The 25,373-nt window shown below is 71.5% G+C and carries 24 protein-coding genes; 4 read left to right on the top strand and 20 right to left on the bottom strand.

Annotated elements, in window-relative coordinates:
* Positions 1-46: 46 nt before the first annotated feature.
* Positions 47-1,432, bottom strand: coding sequence for a glycine--tRNA ligase (locus tag QRN30_RS12015; RefSeq protein WP_017886687.1), 1,386 nt, complete (start codon positions 1,430-1,432; stop codon positions 47-49).
* Positions 1,433-1,539: 107 nt separating this feature from the next.
* Positions 1,540-2,607, bottom strand: coding sequence for an aminotransferase class V-fold PLP-dependent enzyme (locus tag QRN30_RS12020; protein WP_071251403.1), 1,068 nt, complete (start codon positions 2,605-2,607; stop codon positions 1,540-1,542).
* A gap of 70 nt (positions 2,608-2,677) precedes the next feature.
* Here QRN30_RS12020 and QRN30_RS12025 point away from each other — a divergent pair, with 70 nt between their 5' ends.
* Positions 2,678-3,625 carry a LysR family transcriptional regulator gene (locus tag QRN30_RS12025; RefSeq protein WP_284761134.1) on the top strand — a complete coding sequence of 316 codons (948 nt, stop codon included), beginning with the start codon at positions 2,678-2,680 and terminating at the stop codon, positions 3,623-3,625.
* A 113-nt stretch (positions 3,626-3,738) separates the two neighbouring features.
* Here QRN30_RS12025 and QRN30_RS12030 read toward each other — a convergent pair whose 3' ends face one another.
* The 15 genes from QRN30_RS12030 to hrcA form a co-directional block, all read right to left on the bottom strand.
* Positions 3,739-4,536 (bottom strand): isoprenyl transferase, encoded by a 798-nt coding sequence (locus tag QRN30_RS12030; RefSeq protein ID WP_017886684.1) that lies wholly within the window; start codon positions 4,534-4,536, stop codon positions 3,739-3,741.
* Positions 4,533-5,381: a DNA repair protein RecO gene (gene recO, locus QRN30_RS12035; RefSeq protein WP_042540155.1), complete on the bottom strand. Its 849-nt coding sequence runs from the start codon at positions 5,379-5,381 to the stop codon at positions 4,533-4,535. The genes QRN30_RS12030 and recO overlap by 4 nt, the downstream gene beginning before the upstream one ends.
* 288 nt (positions 5,382-5,669) lie before the next feature.
* Positions 5,670-7,445: a 2-isopropylmalate synthase gene (gene leuA, locus QRN30_RS12040; RefSeq protein ID WP_284761135.1), complete on the bottom strand. Its 1,776-nt coding sequence runs from the start codon at positions 7,443-7,445 to the stop codon at positions 5,670-5,672.
* Positions 7,446-7,943: 498 nt separating this feature from the next.
* Positions 7,944-9,344, bottom strand: a complete 1,401-nt coding sequence (locus tag QRN30_RS12045; protein WP_284761136.1) for an ABC transporter permease — start codon at positions 9,342-9,344, stop codon at positions 7,944-7,946.
* On the bottom strand, positions 9,341-10,093 hold the full coding sequence (locus tag QRN30_RS12050) for an ABC transporter ATP-binding protein (RefSeq protein ID WP_259552365.1): 753 nt from the start codon (positions 10,091-10,093) through the stop codon (positions 9,341-9,343). The genes QRN30_RS12045 and QRN30_RS12050 overlap by 4 nt, the downstream gene beginning before the upstream one ends.
* Positions 10,094-10,205: 112 nt before the next feature.
* Positions 10,206-10,895, bottom strand: coding sequence for a response regulator (locus tag QRN30_RS12055; protein WP_017886679.1), 690 nt, complete (start codon positions 10,893-10,895; stop codon positions 10,206-10,208).
* Entirely contained in the window at positions 10,892-12,130 is a 1,239-nt protein-coding gene (locus QRN30_RS12060; RefSeq protein WP_214563133.1) for a sensor histidine kinase, read from the bottom strand. The genes QRN30_RS12055 and QRN30_RS12060 overlap by 4 nt, the downstream gene beginning before the upstream one ends.
* Positions 12,131-12,203: 73 nt before the next feature.
* On the bottom strand, positions 12,204-13,142 hold the full coding sequence (gene era, locus QRN30_RS12065) for a GTPase Era (RefSeq protein WP_214533367.1): 939 nt from the start codon (positions 13,140-13,142) through the stop codon (positions 12,204-12,206).
* The gene (locus QRN30_RS12070) at positions 13,139-14,461 is read right to left on the bottom strand and encodes a hemolysin family protein (protein ID WP_017886676.1); all 1,323 of its coding nucleotides are present in this window, start codon (positions 14,459-14,461) and stop codon (positions 13,139-13,141) included. Before QRN30_RS12070 ends, era begins: the two co-directional genes overlap by 4 nt.
* A gap of 3 nt (positions 14,462-14,464) precedes the next feature.
* Positions 14,465-14,926: an rRNA maturation RNase YbeY gene (gene ybeY / locus QRN30_RS12075; RefSeq protein WP_017886675.1), complete on the bottom strand. Its 462-nt coding sequence runs from the start codon at positions 14,924-14,926 to the stop codon at positions 14,465-14,467.
* Complete coding sequence (locus QRN30_RS12080) at positions 14,923-16,065, bottom strand: PhoH family protein (RefSeq protein ID WP_042540165.1); 1,143 nt, start codon at positions 16,063-16,065, stop codon at positions 14,923-14,925. The genes ybeY and QRN30_RS12080 overlap by 4 nt, the downstream gene beginning before the upstream one ends.
* The gene (locus QRN30_RS12085; RefSeq protein WP_017886673.1) at positions 16,055-16,408 is read right to left on the bottom strand and encodes a histidine triad nucleotide-binding protein; all 354 of its coding nucleotides are present in this window, start codon (positions 16,406-16,408) and stop codon (positions 16,055-16,057) included. The genes QRN30_RS12080 and QRN30_RS12085 overlap by 11 nt, the downstream gene beginning before the upstream one ends.
* Positions 16,409-16,446: 38 nt before the next feature.
* Positions 16,447-17,181 (bottom strand): 16S rRNA (uracil(1498)-N(3))-methyltransferase, encoded by a 735-nt coding sequence (locus QRN30_RS12090; protein ID WP_284761137.1) that lies wholly within the window; start codon positions 17,179-17,181, stop codon positions 16,447-16,449.
* Complete coding sequence (gene dnaJ / locus QRN30_RS12095) at positions 17,181-18,293, bottom strand: molecular chaperone DnaJ (RefSeq protein ID WP_017886671.1); 1,113 nt, start codon at positions 18,291-18,293, stop codon at positions 17,181-17,183. The genes QRN30_RS12090 and dnaJ overlap by 1 nt, the downstream gene beginning before the upstream one ends.
* Before the next feature lie 33 nt (positions 18,294-18,326).
* The gene (gene hrcA / locus QRN30_RS12100; protein ID WP_017886670.1) at positions 18,327-19,346 is read right to left on the bottom strand and encodes a heat-inducible transcriptional repressor HrcA; all 1,020 of its coding nucleotides are present in this window, start codon (positions 19,344-19,346) and stop codon (positions 18,327-18,329) included.
* 109 nt (positions 19,347-19,455) lie between these two features.
* Between hrcA and QRN30_RS17650 the strand changes: the two genes are divergently transcribed.
* Positions 19,456-19,983 carry a DUF4870 domain-containing protein gene (locus QRN30_RS17650; RefSeq protein ID WP_017886669.1) on the top strand — a complete coding sequence of 176 codons (528 nt, stop codon included), beginning with the start codon at positions 19,456-19,458 and terminating at the stop codon, positions 19,981-19,983.
* A gap of 37 nt (positions 19,984-20,020) precedes the next feature.
* Here the strand turns inward: QRN30_RS17650 and hemW are convergent, their stop codons facing one another.
* Positions 20,021-21,274 carry a radical SAM family heme chaperone HemW gene (gene hemW / locus QRN30_RS12110; protein WP_284761138.1) on the bottom strand — a complete coding sequence of 418 codons (1,254 nt, stop codon included), beginning with the start codon at positions 21,272-21,274 and terminating at the stop codon, positions 20,021-20,023.
* 29 nt (positions 21,275-21,303) lie between these two features.
* On the opposite strand from hemW, the gene QRN30_RS12115 reads away from it, so the two are divergent.
* Positions 21,304-21,996: an HAD family hydrolase gene (locus QRN30_RS12115; protein ID WP_284761139.1), complete on the top strand. Its 693-nt coding sequence runs from the start codon at positions 21,304-21,306 to the stop codon at positions 21,994-21,996.
* 98 nt (positions 21,997-22,094) lie between these two features.
* Here the strand turns inward: QRN30_RS12115 and QRN30_RS12120 are convergent, their stop codons facing one another.
* Positions 22,095-22,742, bottom strand: a complete 648-nt coding sequence (locus tag QRN30_RS12120) for a DUF1990 domain-containing protein (protein ID WP_017886666.1) — start codon at positions 22,740-22,742, stop codon at positions 22,095-22,097.
* A gap of 131 nt (positions 22,743-22,873) precedes the next feature.
* Here QRN30_RS12120 and QRN30_RS12125 point away from each other — a divergent pair, with 131 nt between their 5' ends.
* Positions 22,874-23,371, top strand: coding sequence for a hypothetical protein (locus QRN30_RS12125; protein WP_284761140.1), 498 nt, complete (start codon positions 22,874-22,876; stop codon positions 23,369-23,371).
* A gap of 7 nt (positions 23,372-23,378) precedes the next feature.
* Here QRN30_RS12125 and lepA read toward each other — a convergent pair whose 3' ends face one another.
* The gene (lepA, locus tag QRN30_RS12130; RefSeq protein WP_056068283.1) at positions 23,379-25,226 is read right to left on the bottom strand and encodes a translation elongation factor 4; all 1,848 of its coding nucleotides are present in this window, start codon (positions 25,224-25,226) and stop codon (positions 23,379-23,381) included.
* Positions 25,227-25,373: the final 147 nt, after the last annotated feature.

Consider the following 25,373-nt stretch of genomic DNA (forward strand, 5'->3'; position numbering starts at 1 on the left):
CCGGTGTCGTGCGGAACCGGAACCCCTCCGCGCGGAACCGGAACCCCTACGCGCCGAGCAACCGCTGCGCCAGGTAGCCCTGCAGCTGGTCGAGCGAGACGCGCTCCTGGCCCATGGTGTCGCGCTCGCGCACCGTGACGGCCTTGTCCTCGAGCGTGTCGAAGTCGACCGTGATGCAGAACGGCGTGCCGATCTCGTCGTGGCGACGGTAGCGACGGCCGATCGCGCCGGCGTCGTCGAAGTCCACGTTCCAGTTCTTGCGCAGGTCGTCGGCCAGGCCGCGGGCGACGGGCGAGAGCTGCTCGTTGCGCGACAGCGGCAGGACGGCGGCCTTCACCGGGGCCAGGCGCGGGTCGAGGCGCAGGACGGTGCGCTTGTCGACGCCGCCCTTCGCGTTGGGCGCTTCGTCCTCGTGGTAGGAGTCGAGCAGGAACGCCATGAGCGCACGGGTCAGGCCGAACGACGGCTCGATGACGTAGGGCACGTACTTCTCGTTGGCGGCCTGGTCGAAGAACCGGAGGTCCTGGCCGGACGACTCGATGTGGTTGTTCAGGTCGAAGTCGGTGCGGTTCGCGACGCCCATCAGCTCACCCCACTCCGAGCCGGTGAAGCCGAAGCGGTACTCGATGTCGGCGGTGGCGTCGGAGTAGTGCGCCCGCTCGCCGTCCGGCACGTCGAAGCGACGCAGGTTCTCGGGGTCGATGCCGAGGTCGGTGTAGAACGCGACCGAGTCGGCGATCCACTGCTCGTAGTGCTCCCCCGCCTCGGCCGGCGGCACGAAGTACTCGATCTCCATCTGCTCGAACTCCCGCGTGCGGAAGATGAAGTTGCCGGGCGTGATCTCGTTGCGGAACGCCTTGCCGACCTGGCCGATGCCGAACGGGGGCTTCATGCGGCTGGTCGTGACGACCTGCGCGAAGTCGACGAAGATGCCCTGGGCGGTCTCGGGGCGCAGGAAGTTCAGGCCCTCTTCGGACTCGACCGGGCCGAGGTAGGTCTTGAGCATCCCGGAGAACTCGCGGGGCTCGGTCCACTCGCCGCGGGTGCCGCAGTTCGGGCAGGCGATCTCGGCCATGCGGCCCTCGGGGTCGCGGCCCTTCTTGGCGACGAACGCCTCGATCAGGTGGTCCTCGCGGAACCGGTGGTGGCAGTGCAGGCACTCCACCAGCGGGTCGGTGAAGGTCGCGACGTGGCCGGAGGCCTCCCACACCTTGCGGGGCAGGATCACCGCGGAGTCGAGGCCGACCATGTCCCCGCGGCCGCGGACGAACCGCTGCCACCACTGGCGCTTGATGTTCTCCTTGAGCTCCACACCGAGGGGCCCGTAGTCCCACGCGGAGCGGGAGCCTCCGTAGATCTCACCCGACTGGAAGACGAAGCCGCGGCGCTTGGCCAGGGCGATGACGCTGTCGAGACGGGAGGGCTGTGCCAAAGGGTGCTCCAGAGGTCGCCGAGCTGGGTGCTCGGTGCGGAAACGGTCCGGGCAAGACTACCGGCGATCGTCGGCCGGGAGGCCCGCCCCGCGTCCGCCCGCCGCGCTCACCTGGCCGACGTGGTCGGCCCCACGCCGCCGAGCGCGGCCGCGACGTCGGTCACGTCCGACTCGTCGTTCCACAGGTGGAACGCGATGCGCAGCCGACCGGCACGCCCCGAGGCGGTGAGCCCGGCGGCGGTGAGGGCCCGCAGGGCCGACCCGTCGGCGTCCGCGAACGTCACGATCGCCTGCCCGTCGCCCTGCCCGTCGCCCTGCCGAGGCGACCCGAGGGCGTCGCACAGCCGATCCGCGAGACCGGTGGCGTGCCTCCAGACCGCATGCTGGTCGAGCGCGACCGCGTGCTCGAGCGCGGCCACGGCGCCGGGCCAAGCTTGCCAGGCCGGGGAGACGTCGAAGCGGCGGGCGTCGTCGGCCAGGTGCATGGCGGGTCCGTAGCAGGAGGACCACACGTCCGCTCCCGCGTACCAGCCGGCCTGCACCGGGCGGAGCCGACCGAGGGCGGTGTCGGAGAGCGTCATGAAGGCGACGCCGCGCGGTGCGCAGAGCCACTTGTAGGTGTGCGTGAGCGTCACGTCGAACGGTGCGGCGTCGACGGGCAGGACGCCGGCGGCCTGCGTGAGGTCGCAGAGGGTCAGGGCACCGACGCGTCGCGCGGCGGCGACGACCGGGTCGGGGTCCGTGACCACACCGGTGGCGGACTGCACCGCGGACCACGCGACCAGGGCCGTGTCGGGTCCGACCGAGGCGGCGAGCCGGTCCAGCGGGACGCTCCGGACCCGGATGCCGCGGTGCGCCTGCGCGAGGAACGGGAAGACGACCGAGCTGAAGTCGCCGTCGGGGACGACCACCTCGGCACCGTCCGGCAGCGCGTCGGCGACGACGGCGGCCATCACCGAGGTCTGCGAACCGGTCGCGACGCGCTCCGCGGGGACGCCGACCAGCGCGGCGAAGAGCGTGCGGCCTTCCTCGACCAGGGCCCCGTACCGGGCCGGTGAGGTCTCCGCACGGGACCACGCGTCGAGGTCGGCTCGCTGGGCGGCGAGGGTGCCGCGGGTCGGCAGGCCAGCGGTGCACGCCGCCAGGTAGCCACGGCCGGCCGGGAAGGAGTCCATGCGGACAGCGTCCCGGTTCCCGCCCCATCACACCAGGGCCGGCTCGTTGTGCCACCGATAACATTGCGTGATGGACGAGATCGATCCCCAGCTGCTCCGGATCCTGCGCGCCGTGGCCGACGGCGGGTCGATCACCCGCGCCGCCGCCGCGATCGGGTCGAGTCAGCCCGCCGTCAGCCAGCTAGTGGCCCGGGCCGAGCAACGCCTCGGGCACGCGCTGGTGCTGCGGGGCGGACGCGGGGCCACACTCACCCACGCCGGCCAGGTGCTCGCGGACCACGCCCTGCACGTCCAGGCCGCACTCACCGCCGCGCGCGAGGACCTGGACGCCGTCGGCGGGCTCAGCCGCGGTCGGGTGCGCCTCGCCGGGTTCCCGAGCGCGTCCTCGGCGCTCGTGCCCGCCGTGCTCGCCCGGCTGGCGGCGACGGCACCGGGCGTGACGACCTCGTACGTCGAGGTCGAACCGCCCGAGGCGCTCGACCTGCTGCGCGGCGGTGCGGTCGACGTCGCCCTCACGTTCACCTACGTCGGGGACGAGATCGGGTCGGCGCCGGACCCCGGGCTCGTCACCCGGGCGCTCGGGCGCGATCCGCTCGCCCTGGTGACGCCGGTCGAGCCGGGAGGCGCGGAACGACGCCGCCCCGTCGGCTCCACCGTCGTGGACCTCGCGTCCCACCACGACGCCCGGTGGATCGGGGGCTGCCCGCGCTGCCGAGGCCACCTGCTCGCCTCGTGTGCGAGCGCGGGGTTCACGCCGGACATCGTGCTCGAGACGGACAACGCGGCCGCGGTGGTGGGACTCGTCGCCGCGGGGCTCGGGGTGGCGCTGCTCCCCCGGCTGGCACTCGCGACGACGGTCATCCCCGCGGGTGTCGCGATCGATCCGGTGGACGACGACCTGGCCCGACGCGTCGAGGTCGTCGTGGCGCGCGGGGCCGAGCGGGTCCCCAGCGTGCTGGCCGCGCTGGACGCCGTGCGGTCGGCGGCGCACCTGCTCGACGGGCCGTTGCCGGGTTGAGGAGTGGCGCGCAGCCGAGTCTCGGCTGCGCGGACATTCCGCGCCGCTCAGACGGCGCAGCCTGTCCGCGGATCCGAGACTCGGCCCCGGCCCGGCGTCCGCCTCGGCTCGGACTACGCCGTCGGGGCGTCGACCGCGCCGCCGTAGCGGCGGTCGCGGCTGGCGTACTCCTCGATCGCACCCCACAGGTCGGTGCGGCGGAAGTCCGGCCAGAGCCGGTCGAGGAACACCATCTCGGCGTAGGCGGACTGCCAGAGCAGGAAGTTGCTCGTGCGCTGCTCGCCGGAGCTCCGGAGGAACAGGTCGACGTCGGGCATCTCGGGCACGTAGAGCCGCTTCGCCAGGGCCTTCTCGGTGACCTGGCTCGGCTTCAGGCGCCCGGCGGCGACGTCCTCGGCCATGCCCCGCACCGCGTCGACGATCTCGTTCCGGCCGCCGTAGTTCACGCACATCGTCAGCGTCAGGACGTCGTTGCCCGCGGTCATCCGCTCGGCGGTCTCGAGCTCGTCGATGACGCTCCGCCACAGTCGCGGACGCCGACCGGCCCACCGCACCTTGACGCCCCACTGGTGCAGTTGGTCGCGGCGCCGACGGATGACGTCGCGGTTGAAGCCCATCAAGAACCGGACCTCTTCCGGGGAGCGCTTCCAGTTCTCCGTCGAGAACGCGTACGCCGACACGTGCCCGACGCCGATCTGGATGGCGCCCGCGACGACGTCGAGCAACGACGCCTCGCCCGCCTTGTGCCCCTCGATCCGCGTCAGACCGCGGCCGTTCGCCCACCGGCCGTTGCCGTCCATGACGATGGCCACGTGCTCCGGCACGAACCGGGCCGGGATCGCCGGGGGCGTCTCGCCGGTCCAGTCGATCGGGCGGAACGGTTCGACGTCGTCGGGGCGGCGTGGGCTCATGCGGTGGGGGCTCCTTCGACAGCGGGATCGGGGTCGGGCACGGCGGGTGCCGGGGTCGAGGCCACCGCGCGCGCTGTCGCCTCAGGTCCGCCGTGGGTCTGGGGCACGGGCATCGGGTGCTCGGAGCGGTCGACGTGCGGCAGGGACCGGAGCGATCGTTCCAGGTGCCACTGGGCGTAGGCCGCGACCACGCCGGAGGCCCGCGAACGCGTCCGCTCGTCGGTGGCGTCCACCGTCGCCCAGTCACCCGCCAGCAGGGAGCCGAGCACACCGAGCGTCGCCGGGTCGAGCCGGGGAGTCCCCGGGGGCGCCGCACGGTCGGCGACGACACCACCGAGCTGCACCACGAAGGCCGAGTGCGGGCCGGGCTCCCCCGTCACCGCACAGTCGCTGAACGAGGGCGCCCACCCTGCGATGCTCATCGCGCGGAGCAGGTACGAGTCGAGGGTCGCGCTGGACTGGTGTTCGCCGCGGGACAACGAGCGGAGCGCCCCGACGAGCAACAGGTACTGCTGCAGCCCGGCGTCGGCCTCGCTCAGTCGGTCGGCGGTCTCGACCATGGCGCTGGCCGCCGTGTACGCGCCGTAGTCGGCGACGATCTGGGCCCCGTACGCACCGAGGGACTCCGCCTGGGTGACGATGTCGAGCGACCGGCCCTCGTAGAACTGGGCGTCCACGACCATGAACGGCTCGAGCCGGCTGCCGAACTTCGACGCCGTCCGCCGCACGCCCTTGGCCACCGCGCGGATCTTGCCGTGCTGCCGCGAGAGCATCGTGACGATGCGGTCGGCTTCACCGAGCTTGTGGGTGCGCAACACGACGCACTCGTCCCGGTACAGCGGCATGACCCCAGTATCCCCCGCCCCGCCGACAGCCGCGTGCGGTGCGGGGCGGGGGCACTGCGACAAGACGCCGTCGTCTTCGCCGGACGCCGCGCACTCGTCGAGACGCCGCGACTTTCGGAGGCGCCTCGGCAACACGACGGCGTCTTGCGTCAGGCAGTGAACGTGCGCACAGACGGGAGGCGCGGTGCGGGACGGACCCACACCTGGGCCCACACCGGCCGGTACCTGGTCGACGCGCCAGCGGCGATCAGGCCGTGCCCGGTGGGGAGCCTCCTGTCTGGTTGCGTCTCAGGCGGAGACGAGCTCCGGCGCATCTGCTCCGGCCGCGGCACCCGCGCGCACCGCGCGGTTCACCGCGGACACGATCGCCTTGAGCGACGCCGTCGAGATGTCGGCGTCGATGCCGACGCCCCACAGGCGCACGCCGTCGACGTCGAGCTCGACGTAGGACGCGGCCTTGGCGTCACCGGAGGCGCTCATCGTGTGCTCGGAGTAGTCGTACAGGGTGACCTGGACGCCCTGCTCGGCGAGCACCTTCAGGAACGCGTCGATGGGACCGGTGCCGACGGCCTCGGCCGTGACCGCGCCCTCGTCGACCCGGAGAGCCACGGACAGCGAGGTCGTGCCCTCGAAGTCGCTCGACGTCGCCGTCTTGGTGAGCTCGTAGCGGCCCCACTTCTCGTCGTCGATCGACGCGGGCAGGTACTCGTCCTGGAACACGTCCCAGATGCGCTGCGACGAGAACTCGCCACCCTCGGTGTCGGTGTGCCGCTGGACGACGCCGGAGAACTCGATCTGCAGCTTGCGGGGCAGGTCGAGGGCGTGGTCGGTCTTGAGCAGGTACGCCACACCGCCCTTGCCGGACTGCGAGTTGACGCGGATGACGGCCTCGTACGACCGGCCGATGTCCTTCGGGTCGACGGGCAGGTACGGCACCGCCCACGCGATCTCGTCGATGTCCTTGCCCGCGGCGGCGGCCTTCGCCTTCATCGCCTCGAAGCCCTTGTTGATGGCGTCCTGGTGCGAGCCGCTGAACGCCGTGTACACCAGGTCACCCGCCCACGGCTGGCGCTCGGGCACCGGCAGCTGGTTGCAGTACTCGACGGTGCGCTTCACCTGGTCGATGTCGGCGAACGAGATCTCCGGGTCGATGCCCTGCGTGAACAGGTTCATCCCGAGGGCGACCAGGTCCACGTTGCCGGTGCGCTCACCGTTGCCGAACAGGCAGCCCTCGATCCGGTCGGCGCCGGCCAGGTAGCCGAGCTCGGCGGCGGCGACCGCGGTGCCGCGGTCGTTGTGCGGGTGCAGCGACAGGATGACGTCCTGGCGGTGGGCGAGGCGGCGCGACATCCACTCGATCGAGTCGGCGTAGACGTTCGGCGTGGCCATCTCGACGGTGGCGGGCAGGTTGATGATGACCTTGCGCTCGGGCGTCGGCTCGAAGACCTCGAGCACGGCGTTGCAGATCTCCAGCGCGACCTCGAGCTCGGTGCCCGTGTAGGACTCCGGCGAGTACTCGTAGTAGATCGCCGTGTCGTGCTGCAGCGTCGCCTCGGCCGCCTTGCAGAGCTTCGCACCGGCGACCGCGATGTCCACGACACCCTGCACGTCGGTGCGGAAGACGACCTCGCGCTGCACGATGCTAGTGGAGTTGTACAGGTGGACGATGGCCTGCTTCGCGCCGTCGATCGCCTCGTAGGTGCGCTGGATGAGGTGCTCGCGCGCCTGGGTCAGCACCTGGATCGTGACGTCGTCGGGGATCGCGCCCTCGTCGATCAGCGACCGGACGAAGTCGAAGTCGGTCTGCGAGGCGCTCGGGAACCCGACCTCGATCTCCTTGTAGCCCATCCGGACGAGGAGGTCGAACATCGCCCGCTTGCGCTCGGCGTCCATCGGGTCGATGAGCGCCTGGTTGCCGTCACGCAGGTCGACGGCACACCAGCGCGGCGCCTTGTCGATGCGCTTCGTGGGCCACGTGCGGTCCGGCAGCTCGACGGCGATCTGCTCGTGGAAGGGGACGTACTTGTGGATCGGCATCCCGGAGGGCTGCTGCGTGTTCTGCATCGTTCTTCGCTTTCGTCGCGTGTTCGTGAGCCGGTGTTCGTGGGCTCTGGTCAGTGCGGCCACGACGGACTCCGCGACGAGGTGGGCCGGAGTGTCAGGCCTCGTCGCGGCAGCGAAGGAGGAGCAGTGCGGAGTACATCGGGACCCACGGTAGCACCGGATCAGCGGGCTGGCGCAAGCGTGTGACGCAGGACCTCGGCGCGCTCGAGCGGGGATGCAGGCTGGCGTGCCGAGCGGGGTGCCGAGCGGCTCCGAGCGGCCCCGAGAAGCTCCGAGCGGCTCCGAGCGGTCACGACATGCCGCGGGTCGGTCGCCGAGTGGTCACGTTCTGTCGCCCGGACCGCGTTCAGACGACAGATCGAGACCACTCGGCGGACGTGAGCGGCGTGGCCGCGCCGTGCAGAGGACGTCGGCGTGACGCCACGACGACACGGGAGGCCCGGTGCCAGCTGGCACCGGGCCTCCCGTCTCGTCGTGTGGTGCGCCGAGGGCGCCGGGTCAGTCGACCGCGAGCGCCTCGGTCGGCGGGACGCGCATCGCGCGGCGCACCGGGGCGATGGTCGCGACGACCGCCAGGACCAGCGCGCCGACCACCACGATGCCGATCGTCAGCGGCGGGAGCACCGGCGACACGGGGGTCCCGAGCGACCCGAGGAGCGTCTGCCCGCCGACCCAGCCGTACAGGGTGCCGAGCGCGAGACCCGAGACGACTGCCGCGACGACCATCTGCACCGCCTCGGTGACGATCATCCGGCGCACCTGGGCACCGGTCAGGCCGAGCACGCGGAGCAGCCCGAGTTCGCGTCGACGCTGGAGCACCCCGAGTGCCAGGGCGTTCACGACCCCGACGGCCGCGATCACGGCGGAGAACCCGACGATCACGCTGACGACGGCGTTGATCTGCACGAACAGGTCACGCTGCGCCTCGATCATCGCCGGTGTGGCACTCCCCTCGCTCAACGCGCGCATCTGGGTCTCGAGCACGTGCTGCATGATCCCGAGCGCCACCGCGAAGGTGACGAGCAGGGTGACACCGATGACGAGCCCGATGGTCGCCCGCGAGGACCGCCCCGGCGCCCGCATCGCGTTGCGCCCGGCGAGCAGGACCACCGGGTCGTGCGAGCCGATGCGCCCGATGAGCTGCAGCACGGGCGGCATCACGATCGTCGCCCCGACCGCGACCCCGGCGAAGGAGACGAACCCGCCCAGCGCCGCCGGCAGGACCGCGACCGGGGACACCGAGCTGACGGCGAACCCGAGCGCCATCAGCAGCGCACCGCCGGCCATGAGCACGATCGCCCAGACCTTGCGGGCGGTACCGGACCGGACGTCGTCGTGGCTGGGCTCGACGGACGACGAGAGCGCTTCGAGCGGGGTGACGGTGAGCACGCGACGCGACCCGGAGGCGAAGGCGCCCCAGGTGGCGAGGACGACGGCAACGACCGGCAGGACGAGCTCCCACGGCACGTACGTGTACTCGGTGTCGGGCAGGACACCGTTGCCCCGCAGGACGGCGACGAAGAGTGCCGAGAGTGCGGTCCCGACGACGGCACCGATGACCCCGCCGAGCACGCCGACGACCAGACCGGTCCGGGTGATCCGCGCACGGAGCGTGGCTCCGGTCGCCCCGATGAGCCGCTGCAGCGCGATGATCCGGGTCTGCCCGGCGATCAGGGTGGCGCAGGTGTTCGCGGTGACGATCGCGCCGACGTAGAGCGCGATGCCGAGGAACAACCACCCGACCACGGACAGGATCGCCTTGATCGGCCCGAGGTCGGCGACGCCGGCTGCTCGGAGCGCTTCGGTGACGATGCCCGGTGCGATGACCAGGGCGGAACCGAACGTGGTGCCGAGGGCGGCGACCAGGACGGTGGGAGCGAAGGAGCGGACGCCGTTCACGCTGCCGCCTCCATCCCGAGCATCGTGGTGGAGATCGCGCCGGCGTCCATCGCCGGGCGGTCGGCGACGATCCGGCCGTCGGCCAGGAACAGGATGCGGTCGGCGTTCGCGGCGGCCACCGGGTCGTGCGTGACCATGACGACGCTCTGGCCCCATTCCTGCACGGCACCGCGCAGGATCGACAGGACGTCGCGACCCGTGCGGGAGTCGAGGGCACCGGTCGGCTCGTCGGCGACGACCACCGCCGGTCGCGAGGCGAGGGCCCGCGCGATGGCGACGCGCTGCTGCTGCCCGCCGGAGAGCTGGTGCGGCCGGTGGGTCAGCCGGTTGCCGAGTCCGAGCATCTCGACCAGACGGTCGATCCAGGCGGTCTCCTCGCGCGAGGGCTTGTGCCCACCGAGCAGGAACGGCAGCCGGATGTTCTCGCTGACGTCGAGCGTCGGGACGAGGTTGAACGACTGGAAGACGAAGCCCAGTCGGCGACGGCGCAGCTCGGTGAGGTCCTTGTCGCCCAGCGCCGTGATGTCGACGCCGTCGATGTGGATCCGGCCGGTGGTCACGGCGTCGAGGCCGGCCGCGACGTGCATGAGCGTCGACTTGCCGGACCCGGACGGCCCCATCACCGCGGTGAACTCCCCCACGCCGATGTCGACGCTGACGTCGTCGAGCGCGGTGACGCGTCGGGCGTCGTCGCCGTAGTGCTTGGACACGTGGTCGAGGCGGATGATCGGAGCGTGGCTGGTGGTCATGCATCCACGATGGCCGCCGCCGGCCCCGTCACGCGTCGCTCGGACGGCTCCTGTGGATCGTCCGCTCGGCTCGGTTGTCTGTGGAGGGGTCATCCGTCGGGATGACCCGGCGTCACTCGGCCTTGGTGACGAGCCCGTGTTCGTGGGCGAAGACGACGAGACGGACCCGGTCGCGGAGCTCGAGCTTCGTCAGGACCCGCGAGATGTGCGTCTTCACGGTCGCCTCGCTGACGTACTCGTGCTGGGCGATCTCGCTGTTGCTGAATCCGCGGGCGGCCAGGTCGAAGATCTCGCGCTCACGCGGGGTGAGGTCGGAGAAGGCTGCGGGCACCGCAGCGGCGCGTCCGACCGAGTCGTCGTACCGTCGCAGGAGCTCACGGGTCGCCGAGGCGGCGAACACCGCGGTGCCGGCGTGCACGGTGCGGACCGCGGCGAGCAGGAACTCGGGGTCGGCGTCCTTGAGCACGAACCCGCTCGCTCCGGCACGGATGGCCTTGGCGGCGGCTTCGTCGAAGTCGAACGTCGTCAGCACGAGGACCTTCGCGCCGTCGGTGCCGGACTGCTCGACGATGTGGCCGGTCGCCGTGATGCCGTCCATCACGGGCATCCGGACGTCCATCAGCACCACGTCGGGGCGGGTCCGGCGGACGAGCTCGACCCCCTCGGCCCCGTCGCCGGCCTCGCCGACGAACCGCAGGTCGGGCTGCGAGTCGATGAGCATCCGGATGCCGGTGCGGAAGAGCGCTTGGTCGTCGACGAGGGCGACGCGGATCGCATGATCGTCGGTCGGGGTCGTGGTCATCGGGCGCTGCGCTCCTGCTCGGTGGGGGTGATGCGACCGCGGGGCATCTGCCCACTGGCCGGGACGGTCGGCATCCGGACGGCGACCGCGAAGTCGTCGCCCCGGGCTCCTGCGGTCATCGTGCCACCGGTCATCACGGCGCGCTCGCGCATGCCGACCAGTCCGTGGCCCGTGCCCGGGCCGCGGACACCGTCGTCGGCTCGGCGGTTCACGACGGCGATCTCGACCGTGTCCGGTCGGTAGGTCAGGGCGGCGTGCACCGGACAGCCCGGCTCGCCGTGCTTGTACGCGTTCGTCAGGCTCTCCTGCACGATCCGGTACACCGCGAGCTGCGTGGTGGTCGGCAACCCGCCGGGGTCGCCCTCGCGCTCCACCCGGACGTCGAGCCCGAGTTGGCGCATCTCGTCGACGAGCCGGTCGATGTCGTCGATCTCGGGCGTCGGCGCGGTCCCCTGCTCGTGCCGGAGCGCGCCGAGGAGTTCACGGACGTCACCGAGCGCCCGCCGGGCCGTCGTCGAGATGGTGCTGAGCGCTTGATCGGCGACGGCGGGGTCGGCCTTCAGCGCGTACCGGGCGCCGTCGGACTGCGCGATGACGACCGCGAGCGAGTGGGCGACGATGTCGTGCATGTCGCGGGCGATCCGGACACGCTCCTGCTCGACGGCCACGGCCCGGTCGGCCCGCGCGGCGTCACGCTCGGCGAGCAGCTGGGCTTCGCGGCTCATGCTCGCCGACCGACGGGTCCGGACCACGAGCCCGGCGAGCCAGGGCAACAGGAGCAGGAGCAGGACGACGGCGAAGAACGAGAACGTGACCTGCAGCGACTCCTGCAGCGGGGTCGAGGCGGTCTCGTACGTGAGCCGGTTCTGGTAGTCGTCGAAGCCCAGGTAGGCCGCCGCGGTCACCGAACCGACGATCGCCGACACGAGTCCGGCCAGCCGCACACGACGGCTGCCGTACGCACTCGTCGTGTACATCACGCCCGCGACGAACGCGTTCGAGACGTCCGGCACCTGCAGCGTGACCATCTCGAAGACCGCGAACACCCACGCCACGGCCAGTGCCAGCCCCGGTGACGACCGACGGAGCGCCAGGGCGGCGGTCATGCCGACGACCGTGATCACCGACAGCGGACCATCGATGCCGCGCCCGCTGGCGATCAGCACGAGGCCGCCGAGCAGCACGGCGATCACCAGGTCGGTGATGACCTGCGCACGGAGCATCGGACGGAACACCCGTCCACGGTACGGCGGACCGCTCACCAGCGCGTCCCTCGCCCGGATGACCCGGGCTGCAGGGGTCCGACGATCAGAAGCCGAGGCGTCCGAGCTGCTTCGGGTCACGCTGCCACTCCTTGGCCACCTTCACGCGGATGTTCAGGTAGACGTGCCGGCCACCGAGCAGCGACTCGATCTCGACGCGGGCCCGCGAGCCGACGTCCTTGAGACGCTCGCCCTTGTGCCCGATGACGATCGCCTTCTGACTGTCGCGCTCGACGAACAGGTTCGCGAAGATGCGCAGTGGCCCGTCGGCGTCGTCGTCCTCGTCGGGTTCGACGACGTCCTCGATGACGACGGCCAGCGAGTGCGGCAGCTCGTCACGGACACCTTCGAGCGCCGCCTCACGGATGAGTTCGCCGATGCGCTCCTCGTCGGTCTCCTCGGTCACCGCGCTCGAGTCGTACAGCTGCGGAGACTCGGGCAAGAGGCTCGTGACGACGCCCAGCAGGTCTTCGAGCTGCATGCCCCGTGTGCCCGAGGTCGGCACCACGGCGTCCCAGTCGCGGAGCTTCGAGACGGCCAGCAGCTGCTCGCCGACGCGGTCCTTCGAGGTGCTGTCGATCTTGGTGACGATCGCGATCTTCTTGGCGCGCGGGTACTGGTCGAGCGTGTCGTTGATGAACCGGTCGCCGGGACCGACGGGTTCGTTCGCCGGCACGCAGAACCCGATCACGTCCACGTCGCCCAGCGTGGACTGGACGAGGTCGTTCAGCCGTTCGCCGAGCAGCGTGCGCGGACGGTGCACGCCCGGCGTGTCCACGATGATGACCTGCCCGTCGGGCCGGTGCACGATCCCGCGGATGGCACGCCTGGTGGTCTGCGGCTTCGACGACGTGATCGCGACCTTCTCGCCCACCAGGGCGTTGGTCAGCGTCGACTTGCCGACGTTCGGACGGCCGACGAACGAGACGAAGCCCGCGCGGTAGGGCTTGTCCGAGCCGGCTGGGGTGGTGTCGGGGTCGGTCATGCGTGCGTGGTTCCCGTCGTGGTGGTTTCGGCGTCGTCGAAGGCGTCCTCGACGTCGGCCAGGGCATGGGTGCGCTCGGCGAGCACGGTGATCAGGTGGCGGCGCTTGCCCTCGACACGGTCGGCGGTCAGGACGACGCCGGACACGGTGACGGTCTCGCCGGAGACGGCCAGGTGTCCGAGCTCCTTGGTGAGCAGCCCACCGGCGGTGTCGACGTCGTCGTCGTCGAGCTCGATGCCGAACAGGTCGCCGAGCTCGTCGACCGGCAGTCGGGCGGAGATCCGCCACACACCCGGTTCGACCTCGGTGCGGTCGACGACGGCGCGGTCGTACTCGTCGGAGATGTCGCCGACGAGCTCCTCGATGAGGTCCTCCATGGTCACGAGTCCGGCGACTCCGCCGTACTCGTCGACCACCAGCACCAGGTGGTTCTTGGCGAGCTGCATGTGCCGCAGGGTGTCGTCGGCGTGCTTCGACTCCGGCACGAACTCGGCGGGGCGGAGCAGCCGGCTGACCCGCTCGCCACGGGACGCGGGCCGCTCGTACAGCGACCGCGCGACGTCGCGGAGGTACAGGACACCGCGCACGTCGTCGCTGTCCTTGCCCGTGACCGGCATGCGGGAGACACCGGCGGCGAGGAACTGCTCCATGGCCACACCGAGTGTGTCCGCGCCGTCGACGGTGAGCATGTCCGTCCGCGGCACCATGACCTCACGCACCAGGGTGTCGCTGAACTCGAACACCGAGTGGATGAGCTCGCGGTCCTCGTCCTCGAGCACGTTGCTCTCGGTGGCCTCGTCGACCAGGGAGAGCAGCTGTTCCTCGCTCGACACCGTGGACGCGCTCCGGCCTCGGCCGGGGGTGACCCGGTCGCCGATGTGGACGAGCAGCCCGGCGAGCGGTCCGAGCACGATGCGCACCCCGCGGACGATGCCGCCGGTGGCACCGATGAGCCGCTCGGCGTGGGCCCGCCCGACACTCCGCGGGCTCGACCCGACCAGCACGAACGACACCGCGGTCATGATCGCGGCGGAGACGACGAGCGCCACCCACCAGCTGTCGAAGGCACGCACCAGGGCGATCGTGACGAGCACAGCGGCGGCCGTCTCGGCCAGCACCCGGAAGAAGTTCAGCGCGTTCACGTGCGCGCCGACGTCGTCCGCGATCGCCTCGATCGACCGACGGCGCTTGTTGCCCCTGGCGATCTCCTCGAGGTCGGCACGGGACACCACGGAGAGCGCGGCGTCGCTCGCGGCGAGGAGCCCGCCGAGCACGACGAGCCCCAGCGCCACCGCGAGGAGTCCGGCGACGACGACCATCGGCTACCGCCCTCGGTGCTGGGCGGCGAACGCGGTGAGGATCTCGCCCTGGATGCCGAACATCTCGGCCTTCTCGTCGGGTTCGGCGTGGTCGAAGCCGAGCAGGTGCAGGATGCCGTGGCAGGTGAGCAGGAGCATCTCGTCGGTGCTCGAGTGCCCGGCGGTCTTCGCCTGCTCCTCGGCCACCTGCGGGCAGAGCACGATGTCGCCGAGCAGTCCGGCCGGCGTCGGGTCGTCCTCGGTGCCGGGCCGCAGTTCGTCCATCGGGAAGCTCAGGACGTCCGTCGGGCCGGGCTCGTCCATCCACCGCACGTGCAACTGCTCCATCGCGCCCTCGTCGACCAGCACGATCGCGAGCTCCGCGTCGGCGTGGACGTGCATGGCGTCCAGGGCGAACGCGGCGAGCCGCTGGATCGCGGCCTCGTCCACCTCGACGCCGGACTCGTTGTTGAGCTCGATGCTCACCGGTTGCCTCCTCGGGCATCGTTCTGGGGGTACGGGGGCCGTGCGCGGTCCTGCGGCGGGCGCCCACGACGCTCGGCGCGGTTGGCGCCGTCGGGGTTGCCGACCGGAGCGGTTCCGCGGCCGCCGGGGCGCTGGCCGGCCTGCTCGGCGAGGCGCTCTTCGTCGTAGACCGTGTAGGCGTCGACGATCCGACCGACGAGGGTGTGGCGGACCACGTCCTCGCTGCCGAGACGGGCGAAGTGGATGTCCTCGACCTGGTCGAGGATGCGGGTCACGAGCCGGAGACCGGACACGTTGCCCGGCAGGTCGACCTGGGTGATGTCACCCGTGATGACCATCTTCGAACCGAACCCGAGACGGGTCAGGAACATCTTCATCTGCTCGGGCGTGGTGTTCTGCGCCTCGTCGAGCACGACGAACGAGTCGTTCAGGGTCCGACCACGCATGTACGCCAGCGGGGCGACCTCGACGGTGCCGGCCGCCAGGAGCTTCGGGACGAGCTCCGGGTCCATCATCTCGTTCAGGGCGTCGTAGAGCGGCCGCAGGTAGGGGTCGATCTTGTCGGTGAGCGTGCCCGGCAGGAAGCCGAGCCGCTCGCCGGCCTCGACCGCGGGACGCGTCAGGATGATCCTGTTGACCTCGCGCCGCTGCAGCGCCTGCACGGCCTTCGCCATCGCCAGGTAGGTCTTGCCGGTCCCGGCCGGGCCGATGCCGAACGTGATCGTGTGCTCGTCGATGGCGTCGACGTAGGCACGCTGCCCGTCGGTCTTCGGCCGGACGGACTTGCCGCGGCTCGAGACGATGGGGGTGCCGAAGGTGTCGGACGGCTTGCGGTCGTCGTCGAGGATCCGTGCGGACATCGGGATGTCGGACGGGCCGATCTCCTGCCCGCGCTTGACCATGCCGACGAGCTCGTCGACGAGCGCCTTCGCGCGGGCGACGTCGCGTTCGGGGCCGGTCAGCGTCACCTCGTTGCCACGGACGACCACCCGGACACCCGGGTACTGGCGCTCGACGGTCTTGAGCAGTCGGTCCTGGGGGCCGAGCAGCTGCACCATGGCGATGCCGTCGACCTGGAGCGAGACGGAGACGGGCTGTTCGTCGGCGGCGGTGGGCTGTGCTGGTTCGTTATCCGGCAAGGGTGCCTTCCTGCAGTTCACCTGCGAGTACGTGCGCGTGCACGTGGAACACGGTCTGACCGGCGGCTTCGCCGGTGTTGAAGACGAGTCGGAACTGGCCGTCGGCGCGCTCGTCGGCGATGCGCTGCGCCGTGGCGACCACGTGGGCCAGGAGGTCGGGGTCCCCCGCGGCGAGCTCCGCGACGTTCGCGTACTGCTCCGTCTTGGGCACGACGAGCACGTGGACGGGGGCCTTGGGGGCGATGTCCTCGATCGCGATGACACGGTCGTCCTCGGCGACGATGGTCGCCGGGATCTCGCGCGCGATGATCTTGGAGAAGACGCTGGGCGTGCTGGTGCTCATGGCTCCATCGTAGGACGCGTCCGACGGCGGGGTCCGGCTCACCAGCGACCCAGTCGCGCCTGCAGGACAGCGAGTGCCGCCGGTCCTGCGGTGGAGGTGCGGAGCACGCTGTCGCCGAGTCGGACACGCACCGCACCGGCGGCCTCGAGCCGGTCGAGCTCGGCACCGTCGATGCCGCCTTCGGGTCCGACGACGAGCGCGATGTCCTCGGCGTCCGTCGGTGGTTCCCAGGTGGCGAGCCGCACGGTCGCGGTGGGGTCGAGCACGACGAGTGCGGTCCCTGCTCCGAGAGCCGACACGAGCTGGCCCGTCGTCGCGAGCGGTGCCACCACAGGGACGCGCGGACGGATCGCCTGCTTCGCCGCCTCGTGCGCGATGGCGGCCCACCGCGCACGACCCTTCTCGACCTTCGCGCCGTCCCACCGGGAGACACTGCGCGCAGCCGACCACGGCACCACCCGGTCGACACCGATCTCGGTCGCCGCCTGCACGGCCATCTCATCGCGGCCGCCCTTCGCCAGTGCCTGCACCAGCGTCAGCGACGGACGCGGTGCGTCGTGGTGCTCGAGGGTCTCGACCGCGAGCTCCAGCGTGTCCTTGCCGAGTGCCGTGACCGGCCCGGACACCACGGTGCCCCGACCGTCGGCGATCCGCAGGACCTCGCCGACCCGGACCCGCGCGACGGAGACCGCGTGCCGGCCCTCGGCGCCGTCGAGCGACACCGTGTCGCCGACGACGACGTCGAGCGAGTCGACGAGGTACAGCGACGCCATCAGTGGTTGAAGAACCGGTCGCGGAGCTTGCCGAACATGCCCTGCTGGAACCGGGCGAGCTGCGGAGCCGTCGTCTTGTGCGACTTCGCCAGCTGCTCGACCAGCTGCCGTTCCTTGTGGGACAGCTTGGTCGGGGTGACGACCTGCACGCCGACCCGCAGGTCGCCGCGCCCGTTCCCGCGCAGCTTCGTGATGCCGCGGTCCTTGATGACGAGGACGTCGGCGCTCTGCACACCGGGTCGGATCTCGAGCTCGACCGGACCGTCGAGGCCGTCGATGGTGGTGGTCGTGCCGAGGACGGCGTCGGTCATGCCGACCTCGAGCGTGGCCAGCAGGTCGTCACCGTCGCGGCTGAAGACGTCGTCGTGGCGCACGCGGATCTCGAGGTACAGGTCACCGGACGGGCCACCGGCCGGACCGACCTCGCCCTGGCCCGGCATCTGCAGCCGCAGTCCGGAGTCGACGCCGGCGGGGACGTCCACCGGTACGGTGCGACGGGCGCGGACGCGGCCCTGGCCCTGGCAGGTCGGGCAGGGGCTCGGGATGACGGTGCCGTACCCGCGGCAGGTGCCGCACGGGGCGCTCGTCACGACGTTGCCGAGGAGCGACCGGACCTGGCGCTGGATGTGCCCGGACCCGCCGCAGATGTCGCACGTGCGCGGGCTGGTGCCCGGTGCGCAGCAGGAGCCGTGGCACGTCTCGCACAACACGGCCGTGTCGACCTCGACGTCCTTGTGGGTGCCGAAGACGACCTCGTCGAGGTCGACCTCGATGCGGAGCAGGGCGTCCTGCCCCCGTTCGGCACGGCTGCGGGGGCCGGAGCCACGTCCGCCGCCACCGCCACCACCGAAGAAGGCGTCGAAGATGTCGCTGAAGCCGCCAGCACCGCCTCCGAAGGGGCTGTCGGCCTGCGGTCCGGCGTCGTACCGGCGTCGCTGCTCGGGGTCGCTCAGCACGTCGTACGCGTGCGTCACGTCCTTGAAGCGCTCGGCGGCGTCGGGTGCCGGGTTCACGTCCGGGTGGAGCTCACGCGCCAGGCGGCGGTAGGCCTTCTTGATGTCGGCATCGGAGGCGTCTCGCTGGACGCCGAGGACGTCGTAGTGGTCTGCCACGTATCCCTCAGTCGGTTGGGTTCGGTCGGTTGGTCAATGTTCGCCCAGGAGTTTGGACAGGTACCGGGCGACGGCCCGGACGGCCGCCATGTTCGTGCCGTAGTCCATCCGGGTCGGTCCGAGGACGCCCAGTCGGGCCACCTCGCCACCGGCCAGGTAGCCGCCGGCGACGATGCTCGTGGCGTCGAGCCCGTACTCGGCGTTCTCGACGCCGATGCTGGCCGCCACCGCGATGTCGTCCACCTGCATCTCCCCGAACAAGCGGAGCAGGGTGACTTGTTCCTCGATCGCTTCGAGCACGGGGAAGAGGCCGCCGGAGAAGTCCTGCTCGCTCTTCGCCAGGTTCGCCGCACCGGCCATCAGCAGGCGGTCCTGCCGGTTCGCAGCGACCTGCTCGATGAGCGTGGCGACGACGACCCCGCCGAGCGTCTGGGCGTCGGGGCGGAGCTGCTGCGGCACGGCCCGGAGTGCGGTCGGGACGTCCTGCAGCAGGAGCCCCACCGTCGCGCCGTTCACCACGGTGCGGAGTTCGCCGAGCGAGTCCTCGTCGAGCGCGACGTCGGTCTCGACCACGCGCTGCTCGACCCGGGCGGTGTCGGTGATGAGCACCACCATCAGCCGGGCGTCACCGAGCCGCACCAGCTCGACGTGCTGCACCCGGGCGCGCACCATCGACGGGTACTGCACCAGGGCGACCTGGTTCGTGAGCTGGCTGAGCAACCGGACGGTGCGCCCGAGGACTTCGTCGAGGTCGTTCGGGGCGCCGAGGAAGGTCTCGATGGCGTGCCGCTGCGCGCTGGAGAGCGGACGGGCACCGGCGAGGTGGTCCACGAAGAGGCGGTAGCCCTTGTCGGTCGGCACGCGACCGGACGAGGTGTGCGGGGCCGCGATGAGCTGTTCGTCCTCGAGCAGGGCCATGTCGTTGCGGATCGTCGCGGCGCTGACCCCGAAGGCGTGCCGCTCGACGATGGTCTTCGACCCGACGGGTTCACGCGACGCCACGTAGTCGCGCACGATGGCCTTGAGGACCTCGAGGCTGCGTTCACTGACCACGAGCGTCTCCTTCCCGATCGACCTGGCACTCGGACGTGTCGACTGCTGATCCTACGCCCGACCGCTGACGGCCCGGGACTTCCGGGCGGCCGGCCGATACGCTTCCGCCATGACCTACGGACAGCAGCCCGGCGGCCCTTCCGACCAGCAGCCCGGCGGGCCGCAGCAGCCCGGCGGGCCCCAGCAGCCCAGTGGCCCCCAGCAGCCCGGGGGCCAGTACGGCCCCGGCCCCGGCGGGCCGCAGCAGCCCGGCGGCCCCCAGTACCCCGGCGGGCCCCAGTACCCCTCCGGGTACACCCCGCCCCAGCCGATGAGCCCCGAGGACCAGCGCCTCTGGGCGACGCTGACGCACATCGGCGGCATCTTCTTCACCGTGGTCGCACCGCTGGTGGCCTACCTGGTCCTGCGCGACCGCGGCGGCTTTATCCGCGAGCACACCCGGGTCGCCCTGAACTTCCACATCACGATGGCGATCGCCTACGTGGTCGGTTCCCTCACCTCGGTGTTCGGGGTCGGGCTCCTGATCATCTTCGCCGCGGGCATCGTGTCGCTGATCTTCAGCATCATGGCCGCGATCGCCGCGAACCAGGGCCAGTTCTACCGCTACCCGCTCTCGATCGAGTTCATCAAGCAGTAAGCGGCACGCACTCGGCAGCAAGCAGTGCGCACGCCCCTCAGTCGAGCAGCTCCCGCACCACCGCGTCGGCGAGCAGCCGACCCTGCAGGGTCAGGTCGATGCGTCCCCGCACCGCGGCCGACCCGTCCACGAGCCCGCGTGCGATGAGGCCGGCGACCCGGCCACGGGCCTCCTGGCGGATCTCGCTCGTGGCGAGCTCCCCGCGGACCCGCGCGGCGAGCAGCAGGCGCTCGACGTACCGCGTCTCGTCGTCGATGGTCTCGCGGCCGGCGGCCGGCGACTCCCCCGACAGCACCCGGTTCGCGTAGGCGGCCGGGTGCTTGACGTTCCACCAGCGGGTACCGGCGACGGCGGAGTGCGCACCGGGGCCGACGCCCCACCAGTCGTGGCCCTTCCAGTAGGACAGGTTGTGGCGACTCGCGTGCCCGTCGCCGCGCGCCCAGTTCGAGACCTCGTACCAGGAGTAGCCGGCGTCGCCGAGCACCTGGTCGGCGAGCTCGTACATGTCGGCGGCCAGGTCGTCGTCGGGGGCGGGGAGCTCACCGCGGGCGACCATGCGGCCCATCGCGGTGCCGTCCTCGACGATGAGCGAGTAGGCCGACACGTGGTCGGGCTCGCACGCGATCGCGGCGTCGAGCGAGATCCGCCAGTCGGCGAGCGACTCCCCCGGCGTGGAGTAGATCAGGTCGAGCGAGACGTCGAGCCCCTGCTGCTTCGCGAGGTCGACGACGACGGGGACCCGCAGGGGGTCGTGCGTTCGGTCGAGCGTGGCGAGCACGTGCGGCACCGCGGACTGCATCCCGTAGCTGATCCGGTTGAACCCGCCAGCCCGCAGGGTCTCGAGCGACGCCGCGTCGACGGAGTCGGGGTTCGCCTCGGTGGTGACCTCGGCCCCGGGCAGGATGCCCCACGTGTCGTCGATCGCCCGCAGGATCATCGCCAGGTCGGACGCCGGCAGCATGGTCGGGGTCCCGCCGCCGAAGAACACGGTCGACACAGGGCGCCGCGGCACGCCGGAACGGTCGAGCACGGTCGCGGCCCACTCGATCTCGCGCACGGCGTGGCCGGCGTAGTCGTCGCGACGGACGCCGCGGAGCTCGGAGGCCGTGTAGGTGTTGAAGTCGCAGTAGCCACAGCGCACACGGCAGAACGGGACGTGCACGTAGACGCCGAACGGGACGTCACCGGCGGCGGGAGCAGCGCCGGGGCCGGTGGCGGGGCCCGCTGCCGCCCACGGCGTGATCAGGCCGTCCGCGGGTGCTGGATCGGCGATCGGGAGAGCACTCGGCATGGAGTCCATTGTCCGTCATGATGGGAGCCATGGAGCACCATCCCGTCCCCACCACGGTCCTGTGGGACATCGACGGCACCCTCGTGATGAACGCGTCGTCCCCGGGCAACCTCTACCACCTGGCCCTCGAGCGGGCGGTGGGCCGCGACCTCACCCTGCGGGTGGGGCACCAGCACGGCCGGACCGACGCCGGACTCATCGCCGAGCACGTGCGCGCCCACGCGTTCGAGGACACCCTGATCCCCACGGTCAGTCGGCACCTGCACGACCTGACCGCCGAACGGCACGCCTCCGGCGACCACCGCAGCCCCGTCCCCGGAGCGAAGGCGCTCCTGACCCGGTTCGCCGAGCTCGGGTGGCGCAACGGGCTGCTCACCGGCAACTCGGAGTACCGCGCCCGGGTGAAGCTCACCGGCGCCGGGTTCGACCCCGACGGCTTCGACTGGGAGCACTCGTACTTCGGCGACACCGAGGTCGAGCGGGCGGGGGTCACCCACCGTGCCGCCGCCGACCTGGTCGGCACCCGGGCGGTGATCGTCGGCGACACCCCGCGTGACGGCGAGGCCGCGGACGCCGCGGGCATCCCCTTCCTGGCCGTGGCGACGGGTGTCTACGACGTCGATGCGCTGCGGCACACGAACGCCGTGACCGTCGCACGCGACTGCCAGCAGGACGCCGCCCTCATCGAGGACGCGATCGCCGCGCTCCCACCGCTGCGCTGAGCAGTGGCCGGACGCGCCCGGCGCGACGGCCACGACCCACGCGCGTCGCGCCCGGCGCGACGGCGACGACCCCCGCGCGACAGGCGCGGCCCCGGCGCCTAGTCGCCCCGCAGCGCCGCCAGGTACTTCTCCGCCATGACCTTCTGCTGCCGGCGCACGAACGGCGCGACGAAACGCCACTTCGCGCTCGACGGCTGCGAGAACTGCCGGATCTGCAGCCACACCGAGCCGTCCTGGGTGCGCTCGACGACGAACGACTCCTCGCCGGAGAGGGGATGCCCCTCGAGCGTGCCGTACGCGAAGCCCTTGCGGTCGTGCTCGTCGATGATCGACACGACCCGCACCGGTGCCAGCACGGTCTGCCCGAAGGCGTGGATCGTCAGGGTCGCGCTCGTGCCCGCCGTCAGCAGCGGTGTGCCGTCCGGTGCGAACTTCTCGACCCGGGGCGTCCCGATGGACGCCGGAGCGATCGGCACGCCGTCGTCGTCGAAGGTCACCGGGTTGTACCGGACCTCGTCGTCGTCGGGCTGCTCCTCGACGCGGACCCGCACGCCGCTGCGCTCCTGGATCTGCCACGTCAGTGCCTGCACCACGGCGGTCTCGAACCGCTGGTCGCCGTGTCCGATCCGCGCGCGCGACTCGGCCGGGGTGAAGCCCTCGGGCGGGTAGGTCATGAGGTCCGACGCCTGGGTCGCCCCCACCGCGCCGTACGTCAGGGCGGTCCGGTAGCTCCCGCGGATGCTCATGCCGCCATGCTACTTGGGCGGGCCGCCCCGGATCGAACCGATCCCCTCTCAGCTCCGCCCGACCGGCGCGGCGCCGGTGCGCCCCGAACTGGAGGCCCGACAAGCGCCCGCCACGCGGCTATCGTCAGCAGGTGCCCCACACCACCCCCGCCCGCCCGCGGTCCGTCGACCGCCGGACCGCTGCCCTCGCCGTGCTCACGCTCGTCGCGTTCGGCCTGGCGGCCGCCGCCCGGGTGCTGGTGGACGTGACGACCTCGGCTGCGGCGTCCCCCGCCCGGTACGCCGCCGTCGCACTCGCCCCCGAGGCGTGGACCGGCTTCGACACCGCGAACCTCATCGCCGCCGTCGGGGCCAGCTGTGCCGGCGCCGGGGTGCTGCTGTTCGGTGCCGCACTGGTGTCCGCGGTGCGTCGTCACCCCGGGCGACGGCTCCCGCTCGCCCTCGCGGTGGTGACCCTCGCGATGGTGGTCGGCGCCGTGGCCGCCGGGGTCGCCTCGGGCCGACAGACCGACTTCGACGCGGCTGCCCACTGGGCCATCCTGCGGACCGCACTGGCGGGACTGGCTGCGGCGAGCCTCCCGGCTCTCGGCCTGGCCGCCCTGCGGGCCCGCGCCCGCCGCACCGGCTGAACCGGCGCTACTTCTTCTTCTCTTCGACGTCGCCGGAGAGCGCCGCGATGAAGGCTTCCTGCGGGACCTCGACCCGACCGATGGTCTTCATGCGCTTCTTGCCCTCCTTCTGCTTCTCGAGGAGCTTGCGCTTGCGGGTGATGTCACCGCCGTAGCACTTGGCCAGGACGTCCTTGCGCATGGCGCGGATGCTCTCGCGGGCGATGATGCGGGCGCCGATGGCGGCCTGGATCGGCACCTCGAACTGCTGGCGCGGGATGAGCTTGCGCAGCCGCTCGGTCATGAGCGTGCCGTAGGCGTACGCCTTGTCGCGGTGCACGATCGCACTGAACGCGTCGACCTGGTCGCCCTGCAGCAGGATGTCGACCTTGACGAGGTCGGCGGCCTGGTCGCCGGTGGGCTCGTAGTCGAGCGATGCGTACCCCTGCGTCTTGCTCTTCAGCTGGTCGAAGAAGTCGAAGACGATCTCGCCGAGGGGCATCTCGTAGCGGATCTCGACGCGGTCCTCGCCGAGGTACTCCATGCCGAGCAGGGAGCCACGGCGCTGCTGGCAGAGCTCCATGATCGCGCCGACGTAGTCCTTCGGTGCCAGGATCGCGGCGCGCACCATCGGCTCGCGGACCTCGACGATGCGCCCGGTCGGGAACTCCGAGGGGTTCGTGACCTCGGTCACGGCGTTGTCCTCGGTCGTGACCTCGTAGATCACGCTCGGGGCGGTGGTGATGAGGTCGAGGCCGAACTCGCGGGACAGCCGCTCGGTGATGATCTCGAGGTGCAGCAGCCCGAGGAACCCGCAGCGGAACCCGAAGCCGAGCGCGACCGAGGTCTCCGGCTCGTAGACCAGTGCGGCGTCGGAGAGCTTGAGCTTGTCGAGCGCTTCACGGAGCACCGGGTAGTCGCTGCCGTCGATCGGGTACAGGCCCGAGAACACCATCGGCTTCGGGTCGGTGTAGCCGGGCAGTGCCTGGGTCGCCGGCTTCTGCGCGCTGGTGACGGTGTCGCCGACCTTCGACTGGCGGACGTCCTTCACGCCGGTGATCAGGTAGCCGACCTCGCCGACCGACAGGCCCTTGGTGGGCTTCGGCTCCGGGCTCGAGACGCCGATCTCCAGGATCTCGTGCGTCGACTTGGTCGACATCATCTGGACCTTCTCGCGGGGCGAGATGGTGCCGTCGATCATGCGGACGTATGTGACGACGCCGCGGTAGCTGTCGTAGACCGAGTCGAAGATCATCGCGCGGGGCGCGGCCTCGGCGTCGCCGACGGGGGCCGGCACGCGGCGGACCACCAGGTCGAGGAGCTCGGACACGCCGACGCCCGTCTTGCCGGAGACCCGGAGGACGTCCTCGGGCTTGCCACCGATGAGCTGCGCGAGCTCGGCGGCGTACTTGTCCGGCTCGGCCGCGGGCAGGTCGATCTTGTTGAGGACCGGGATGATCTCGAGGTCGTTCTCGAGCGCCAGGTACAGGTTCGCGAGCGTCTGCGCCTCGATGCCCTGCGCGGCGTCGACGAGCAGGATCGCGCCCTCGCACGCCGCCAGGGACCGCGAGACCTCGTACGAGAAGTCGACGTGCCCCGGGGTGTCGATCATGTTCAACGCGAAGGTCTCACCGTCGAGTTCCCACGGCATGCGGACGGCCTGCGACTTGATCGTGATGCCGCGCTCGCGCTCGATGTCCATGCGGTCGAGGTACTGCGCACGCATCGCGCGGTCCTCGACGATGCCGGTGATCGACAGCATGCGGTCGGCCAGCGTCGACTTGCCGTGGTCGATGTGCGCGATGATGCAGAAGTTGCGGATCGCGTCGGCCGGGGTCGCTGCGGGCTCCAGCGGAGCGGATGCTTGTGGGCTCACGGTTCCTCAGGTGGGTCGGACGGTCGCAACAGTCTCCCACGCTTCACCCGCCCTGGAGGCACGGCGCGCATCCGCCACGCACGGTGCGCGGTTGATCCGCTTCCGGTGCGCTCTCGCGTCGGCGTGCTGGACCCCGCACGGTGCGAG

It is taken from the genome of Curtobacterium sp. MEB011 (genome assembly GCF_030209655.1).
Lineage (GTDB): Bacteria > Actinomycetota > Actinomycetes > Actinomycetales > Microbacteriaceae > Curtobacterium > Curtobacterium poinsettiae.